Here is a 6857-nt window from a genome sequence, read left to right as displayed (position 1 = left end):
GCGCTGGCGCGGGCGCTGGTGATCGAGCCGGCGGTGCTGTTGCTCGACGAGCCGCTCGGCGCCCTCGACCTCAAACTTCGCCGGCAGATGCAGGATGAATTGAAGGCGATCCAGAAGCGCGTCGGCACCGCCTTTATCCATGTCACGCACGACCAGGAAGAGGCGATGGCGCTGGCCGACCATTGCGTGGTGATGAATGACGGGCGCATCGAGGACGAAGGTCCGCCAGAGCGCGTCTACGCACGGCCGGCGACGCGTTTTTCGGCGACCTTCATGGGCGAAAGCACGATCCTCGCCGGCACGGTCACGGAGGCGAAGGATAGGACAAGCGCCGTCGCGACGCCGGTCGGGCCGGTCTCGCTGCCCGGCGCCTTGCCGGTCGGCTCTACCGTTGCGCTGGCCATACGGCCGGAGCATCTTGTCCTCGGCGAGGCGCGCGGCGGTGTCAGGCTTGGCACAGCCGAGGTGAGCGACGTGGTTTTCCAGGGCAGCTTCAAGCGCGTGCTCGCCGTTTCCGTCGAGGACCCTTCGCTCCACTTCATCGCCAAATTGCCCGCGACGGCGACCGTCCAGCCGGGCGACAGGGTCGCGATTTCCTGCGATACCGACCAGATCATCCTGCTGACGGACTGAACTTTCTGACGGATTGAAACATGGCAACGCTTGCGGTCATCGAGGCACCAGACTGGTACGAGACCATCCGCATGAGCGATGGCGTGACCTTGATCCACGAGCCTTGGATAAAACCGTTCTTCCGCTGCAACATGTGGCATGTGCGCGGCCGCGATCGTGACCTTCTGTTCGACACCGGGCTTGGCCATTTCAGCCTCAGGCGTCACGTGCCGTTGGTCAGCGAGCGCAAGCTGATTTGCGTCGCCAGCCACACGCATTTCGATCATATAGGCTGCCACCACGAATTTCCCGAACGGTGCGTGCACGCCGCCGAGGCCGGGATCCTCGCCGATCCGCGTAACGAGTGGACGGCAGCCGACACCTATGCGACCGACGAAATGTTCGATTGCCAGCCGCAAGGCTGGAACACGGCGCGCTACCGTATTCCGCCCGCACCGGCAGGCCGTTTGCTCAAGCATGGGGACGTCGTCGATCTCGGCGATCGTGCCTTCGAGGTGATCCACACGCCCGGCCATTCGCCCGGCGGCATCGCGCTCTATGAAAACAGGACGGGCATCCTGTTATCAGGCGATATCATCTATGACGGCCCGCTGATCGACGACGTCTACCACTCGGACATATCAGACTACATGGCGACACTGCTGCGCCTGCGCGACCTCGATGTCTCGGTCGTGCATGGCGGCCATTTCCCGAGTTTCGGCAAGGTGCGCTACCGCCAGCTTGTCGACGAGTATCTGGAACAGAAGCGGCAGGCCGGCTGCCATCTGCGGCAGCCATGAAAGCGGTCAGAGCGGTTCACCGTTTCACGGAAACGGCGAACCACTCCAACTCCTTGTTTGGCGCAATTCCGGACGGAAAACCGTTTCACACTTTTCCTGGAATTGCTCTAGCGCATCAGTTCGAAATGCCGCGGGAATGCCTGATGCAGCAGGAGCAGCATGGTCTTGCGCAGCACGTTGGTGTCACGGCTGGATGGATTGAGATGATCCCAATACCAGGCGCCGTGGACCAGATAATTCAGGCTCTCCGACAGCGTGTCGATGTCGACGTCGGTGTAACCGCCGCTGCGCGAAATCTCGATCAGCAACTCGCGCGCTTCGGCGGTGTAGGCAAGATCGCTCGGCAGGCCGATCTCATTGTAGATCTGCATGCTCTTGCGGTCGCTGGAGAACACGACAAAGACCGAAACCCATTTCGGGTGCTGGCGGGCGAAACGTTGCGCGCAATCGACCGCGCCCAGGGCCCGCTCAACCGGCGACAGGCCGGGCGCTCGCACCAGCGTCACCCACAGCTCGTCGTATCGATCGCTGAGATACTGCAGGACGGCGCGAAACAGGTTCTCCTTGCTGCGGAAATGGAAGACGACCAGGGCATTGGACGAGCCGACATGTTCGGCGATGCGCTGCATGGTGACGCTTGCCAGTCCCTCCTCCGCGATGAGCTCGATGGTGGCGTCGATGATCCGCTGCACGCTGGCTTCGCCGCGTTCGCGCCGACGGTCCTTGGGCGGCGCGGCATCGTTTGCCGCACGTCCATTCTTCGCCGTTGCGCCTTTGCGTTTTGCCGCCGCAGTGTTTTGTTGCGCCATCTTCGTCCAGCTCCTTTCGGACTTCTGCCGGCGATCGCCGGCGCCGCCACGGATCCGTCTATTCGAGGTGTCCGGCGTCGGCTCACCACAACCGAAACCGCAGATCAACCACGATCGCGGCAAGGGCCGCATCGCCCTGTTATAGCGACGGGCGCGTTTCGGCGTTTGTGTACCACTGCCCCTTGGCCATCTCATAGGCCATGGCCGCCCGGAAGACATCGGCATCGCAATAGGTGCGGCCGACGATCTGGATGCCTGTCGGCACGCCGCTTGCCGCCCGGCCCGACGGCACGGATAGAACCGGACAGCGGCTCATCATGTTGAACGGCGTCGTCATCACCCAGCCAAGCGACGGGTTCACCTGCTTGCCGTTGATCTCGACCGTGCCCGTTGTCTGATCGAACTCCGCCGGCACGGCGGGAAGCGCGTTGGTCGGGCAGATCAGCACATCGTAGGTCTCCAGCAGCGGCCCCAGCGTCTGGTACATCCTGGCCGCCACTTCCAGTGTTCCGACAAAGTCCGTCGCCTTCGACCTTTGCCCGTCCTCGGCGAACTGCCTGGCATAGCTCGTCATGTCCTTGCCGTGCTCCTTGAGCAGTTGCGACAGTGAGGCGCCGAACAGATGTTCGAGATAGGCCATGCCCGCCTTGAGCACGTCGTCGCCCCAGCCCAGATCGACTTCCTCGACCGTGGCGCCAAGCGAGCGAAACACATCGCAGGCGGCAAGCGTGTTCTTGCGCACGTCCGGATCGACCTCGAAAGAACCGAGGTCCATCGAGAAAGCAATCTTCCAGCCCTTGATCGGCTTGTAGTCGCTGGGCAGGCGCAGTTTGGGGCGGAGCGTGGCGATGTCGAGCGGGCTCGGTCCGGCCATCACGTTCTGCAGCAGGATCGCATCCCCGACGTTTCGCGCCAAAGGTCCGGTGTGGCAGTAGAAATCGAGGTTGAACGGCGGCTCGTCCGGATTGCGCCCGTAAGGCGGCTTGAAGCCGACAAGACCGCAGGCCGACGCGGGAATTCGGATCGACCCGGCAATGTCCGAGCCGGTGGCGATCGACGACGTGCCGGACGCCAGCGTCGCCGCGGCACCGCCGGACGAACCGCCGGGCGTGAAATCCGGGTTCCACGGATTGCGCGTCACGCCCCAGCGTTTCGACCAGGTGTAGCCGGCGCAGCTGAATTCAGGCGTCGCCGTGCGGGCATGGACAATGCCTCCGGCCTTGATGATGCGCTCGTTCATCGTCGACGTATGGCCACCGATGGCATCCCGGGACAGCAGCGAGCCGTGCGAGGTCGGCTTGTCCTTGATGTAGCTCTCGTCCTTGATGCCGATCGGCAGCCCCTCGAGCGCCCCGGTACGGGCCCCCCTGGCGTATTTCGCCTCGGCTTTCCTGGCCAGATCCATCGCCTCGTCGAAATGCGTGAAGGTGAGGCAGTTGATCGTCGGCTTGGTGGCTTCGGCGCGGCGGATGGTGGCCTGCATCAGTTCGACGGGCGAAAGCTTCTTTGCCTTGAACAGCCGCAGCGCCTCGCTGGCCGGCATGTAGCAAAGGTCGAGATCGGTCATGGGAAGTCTCCTGCGATCTGCGCATCGCGTTGCATGGACGGAGATGACCGCGCCGCGTGCTGCGGCGCGGGAAAGCCTGGTCAGGTCATTTCTGCAGATCGGTCCAGATCTTCGTGTAGAGCGCCTGCACGTCGGGCGGGCATGCCTGCATGAACTGGCCCTTGGCGGCGAAATCGGCGGGAATGTTGACTTCCGGCGCGGTCTTCATGTCGTCGGGCATGAAGGCTTCCGAGCCCTTGATGCCGTTCGAATAACGCGCAAAGGCTGAGATCAGCGCCGCATTCTGCGGATCCATGATGAAATTCTGGAACAGCTTGGCGTTGTCGACGTTTTTGGCGTCCTTGAGGACAGCGACATTGTCCATCCAGATCGGATAGCCTTCCTTGGGATAGCCATAGACGATCTTGTCGTTCTCAAGCCGCTCGCGCAGCGATATGCCGTTCCAGTTGACGCCCGCGGCGATGTCGCCCCTGCCCAGGCCGTCGACGGCCGCATAGTCGAGCGAAAGCCATTTCGCCTTGGCCTCCACCAGCTTGTCATGCACCTTCTTCAGCATCTGCATGTCGCTGCTGCAATATTTGCCACCCTCGTAAGCGATGGCGAGGAACATGATGTCACCCATTTCGGGTACGACATTGATCTTGCCGACGAGTTCGGGGGGTGGGTCGAGGAAGATCGCCGATGTGTTGGGGTCGCCGGCATAAACCGACTTGTTCACCGAAATGCCGGTCGTTCCCCACTGCCATGGAACGGTATATTTGCGGCCTGGATCGAATGGAACATCGACCCACCTGGGATCGACGTTCTTGAAGTTCTCCATCTTGTTGGGATCGGTCTCCAAGAGCAGACCTTCGCTGATCCAGACCGGCACGACGCTCGCCGAGGGCACGACGATGTCATAGCCGGAGGCGCCCTGCCGGACCTTGGCCAGGGCGGTATCGTTGGAATCATAGTCGGTGACGGTGACCTTGACCTTGTAGGTCTCCTCGAACTTCTTGATCAGCTCGGGACTGGTGTAGTTGCCCCAATTGTAGATGTTGAGTTCGCCGTCGGCATGGGCAACGCCCGTGACAGTCAGCAGCGACAGGCCGATGGCCGTCGCGGTCAGTTTCCAGTTCATGCTGTATGCTCCCATTGTTGGGACCGGCGGCGTTACGGCCTCAGGTCCGTTTCCTGCTGACGAAAAGATGGCCGCGACAATGCCGATCGACGGCACGAGAACGGCCGTCGGCATCGCATTTGCGGCATGCGGCGCACCGGCAACGGCAAGCCGCATCGCAGTCGAGATATTCCCCTCTTCACGGTGGCCATTCACCGGCTGGCGCCGGCTGTCCAACTCAATTCGCGACCTCAGGAGTAACTATGACTAAACATGCAGTCAATATCTTTATGCGGATACGGCCATGGCTCGCCGATCGATGCGCCCGATGCGGTGGTGACCAAGTGGGCAGCCAGGAAAGAGCTTTGGCCGCGACGTCGGGCGCGTCAGGCCGTTGGGGCCGCAACGGTTCCGGCCGCAATTCGCTGACGGAACCAATCGAAGGTGCGCCCGATGCCTTCCTGATAGCCCGTCCTGGCTTCCCAGCCAGGAAGGACATGCCTCGCCGACGTCAGGTCCGGACGCCGATTTGTCGGATCCTGGGGAGCCGGAGGGTGGTGCTCGATGCGGCTGCCGGGGACAAGCGACCTGACGAATTCCGCGATGCGCAGGACGGAAACCTCGTGATCGTTGCCGATGTTCAGAGGGCCGCGATGCGAGATGCCGTCGCGCCAGAAGTAACGTTCCAGCCCCTCGACGATGTCGTCGACATAACCCCAACTGCGCGATTGGGACCCGTCGCCATAGACCGTCAGCACCCCGGTTGTCAGAGCCTGGATGGCAAAGTTCGAAACGGCGCGTCCGTCGTCGATGCGGGTTCGCGGCCCATATGTGTTGAAAATCCTGACGACGCGAATGTCGAGCCCGACAACCCGCTGCTGTTCGAACAGCAATGCCTCGGTGCAGCGTTTGCTTTCATCATAAGAGGCCCTGGGACCGGTGCAGTCCACCGATCCCCTGTAACTCTCGGGTTGGGGTGAAACCAGGGGGTCGCCATAGACTTCCGAGGTCGAGGCGAAGCAGAAACGGCCGCCGGGCTTGAGCAGCGTCAGAAGATTGAGCGCGCCGCCGATGTTGGCCTTGATCGTGCGTACCGGCTCGCGCATGTACCAAAGCGGCGAAGCCGGCGACGCGAGATGGATGATCTCATCGAAGCGTTGAAGGGATGAAAAGCTTTCGGCATCGGCAATCTGCAGATCGAAACGCGGATCGGCGATATGTGCGACGTTGTCTCGCGTCCCGGTCCAAAGATTGTCGACGACGATCAGCTTTTCCAGATCGCTTCGCCGCAACAGACGGTCGACCAGATGTGAGCCGAGGAAGCCGCAGCCACCAGAAATCAACACGCTGCGCGACATGGAACCCCCTGCTCCAGACACCCGGCCAGTCAACGAGCCGCAGGGCTTGTTTCCCAACAACGGCGGATACGAGGCTACCCAAAAACCTTTCCGCCAATCGGTGCACCCATCTACACCGCCAAGCGCCGCGAGTGCAAACAGCAAGCTTTCACGAGTGGAACGTGCGGCAGCCGACCGGCCTCTGCTTTTAAGGAGAGAAACTGCCGCGCGATGTCGCGCACCGAAGCGGCCGCCAATGCCGCCGGTCGTCCGAAAGGATGATCAGGTTACAGCGCTACAGCGCCCTTTGCGGGCATGGCGCTCCGGCTGCGTCACCACAGCGCGACGCCGTGGGCTGCGGTCGGAAGCTCGTCTCTTCGGACTGGCGCACCAGTTCGGCAAAGAGCAGCGCGAAGCTTCCCAGCATCAGAAAGACAATGATCAGGCGTGTTACCGGCAATATGTCGGCCTCGACTGGCTAGCCCCCACGCCACCCATCCACTGCCGGCTAACATGACCGATCCGGCTTTACGAGACTTTAAGGCCGGTCTTAACCATCACATTCGCGTAGCCTTTGTCATGATACGCGAACGCATGTCCGCATCCGCCGTCCCGCGGTCGCCTCGCCATCCC

General features: G+C 62.1%; 7 protein-coding genes. 3 read left to right on the top strand and 4 right to left on the bottom strand.

From position 1 onward, the window contains the following. Together EN994_RS12600 and EN994_RS12595 are read left to right on the top strand one after the other, a co-directional pair. On the top strand, positions 1-633 hold a 633-nt coding region (locus EN994_RS12600; protein WP_164745889.1), incomplete at its 5' end, for an ABC transporter ATP-binding protein. A 20-nt stretch (positions 634-653) separates the two neighbouring features. After that, positions 654-1412 (top strand): MBL fold metallo-hydrolase, encoded by a 759-nt coding sequence (locus tag EN994_RS12595; RefSeq protein ID WP_063168085.1) that lies wholly within the window; start codon positions 654-656, stop codon positions 1410-1412. A 107-nt stretch (positions 1413-1519) separates the two neighbouring features. On the opposite strand, the gene EN994_RS12590 is transcribed toward EN994_RS12595, so the two are convergent. The 3 genes from EN994_RS12590 to EN994_RS12580 form a co-directional block, all read right to left on the bottom strand. Beyond that, positions 1520-2221: a TetR/AcrR family transcriptional regulator gene (locus EN994_RS12590; RefSeq protein ID WP_063168086.1), complete on the bottom strand. Its 702-nt coding sequence runs from the start codon at positions 2219-2221 to the stop codon at positions 1520-1522. A gap of 139 nt (positions 2222-2360) precedes the next feature. Continuing rightward, a complete protein-coding gene (locus tag EN994_RS12585; RefSeq protein ID WP_063168087.1) occupies positions 2361-3788 on the bottom strand; it encodes an amidase in 1428 nt (475 codons plus the stop codon). 85 nt (positions 3789-3873) lie between these two features. Then, the gene (locus tag EN994_RS12580) at positions 3874-4908 is read right to left on the bottom strand and encodes an extracellular solute-binding protein (RefSeq protein ID WP_024503894.1); all 1035 of its coding nucleotides are present in this window, start codon (positions 4906-4908) and stop codon (positions 3874-3876) included. Between EN994_RS12580 and EN994_RS12575 the strand changes: the two genes are divergently transcribed. After that, positions 4880-5158 carry a hypothetical protein gene (locus EN994_RS12575; RefSeq protein ID WP_127224493.1) on the top strand — a complete coding sequence of 93 codons (279 nt, stop codon included), beginning with the start codon at positions 4880-4882 and terminating at the stop codon, positions 5156-5158. The genes EN994_RS12580 and EN994_RS12575 overlap by 29 nt on opposite strands. Before the next feature lie 115 nt (positions 5159-5273). Here the strand turns inward: EN994_RS12575 and EN994_RS12570 are convergent, their stop codons facing one another. Beyond that, on the bottom strand, positions 5274-6245 hold the full coding sequence (locus EN994_RS12570) for an NAD-dependent epimerase/dehydratase family protein (RefSeq protein ID WP_063168088.1): 972 nt from the start codon (positions 6243-6245) through the stop codon (positions 5274-5276). Positions 6246-6857 lie beyond the last annotated feature (612 nt).

Source organism: Mesorhizobium sp. M7A.F.Ca.CA.002.09.1.1 (assembly GCF_003998555.1).
Classification (GTDB): Bacteria; Pseudomonadota; Alphaproteobacteria; order Rhizobiales; family Rhizobiaceae; genus Mesorhizobium; species Mesorhizobium ciceri.
The sequence above is the reverse complement of the archived record's forward strand: the minus strand, read 5'-3'. Positions and strand labels throughout refer to the sequence as shown.

Coding starts and splice junctions, on each gene's coding strand:
- EN994_RS12595 (WP_063168085.1), top strand. CDS start 654: ATGGCAACGCTTGCGGTCATCGAGGCACCAGACTGGTACGAGACCATC.
- EN994_RS12590 (WP_063168086.1), bottom strand. CDS start 2,221: ATGGCGCAACAAAACACTGCGGCGGCAAAACGCAAAGGCGCAACGGCG.
- EN994_RS12585 (WP_063168087.1), bottom strand. CDS start 3,788: ATGACCGATCTCGACCTTTGCTACATGCCGGCCAGCGAGGCGCTGCGG.
- EN994_RS12575 (WP_127224493.1), top strand. CDS start 4,880: ATGGCCGTCGCGGTCAGTTTCCAGTTCATGCTGTATGCTCCCATTGTT.
- EN994_RS12580 (WP_024503894.1), bottom strand. CDS start 4,908: ATGAACTGGAAACTGACCGCGACGGCCATCGGCCTGTCGCTGCTGACT.
- EN994_RS12570 (WP_063168088.1), bottom strand. CDS start 6,245: ATGTCGCGCAGCGTGTTGATTTCTGGTGGCTGCGGCTTCCTCGGCTCA.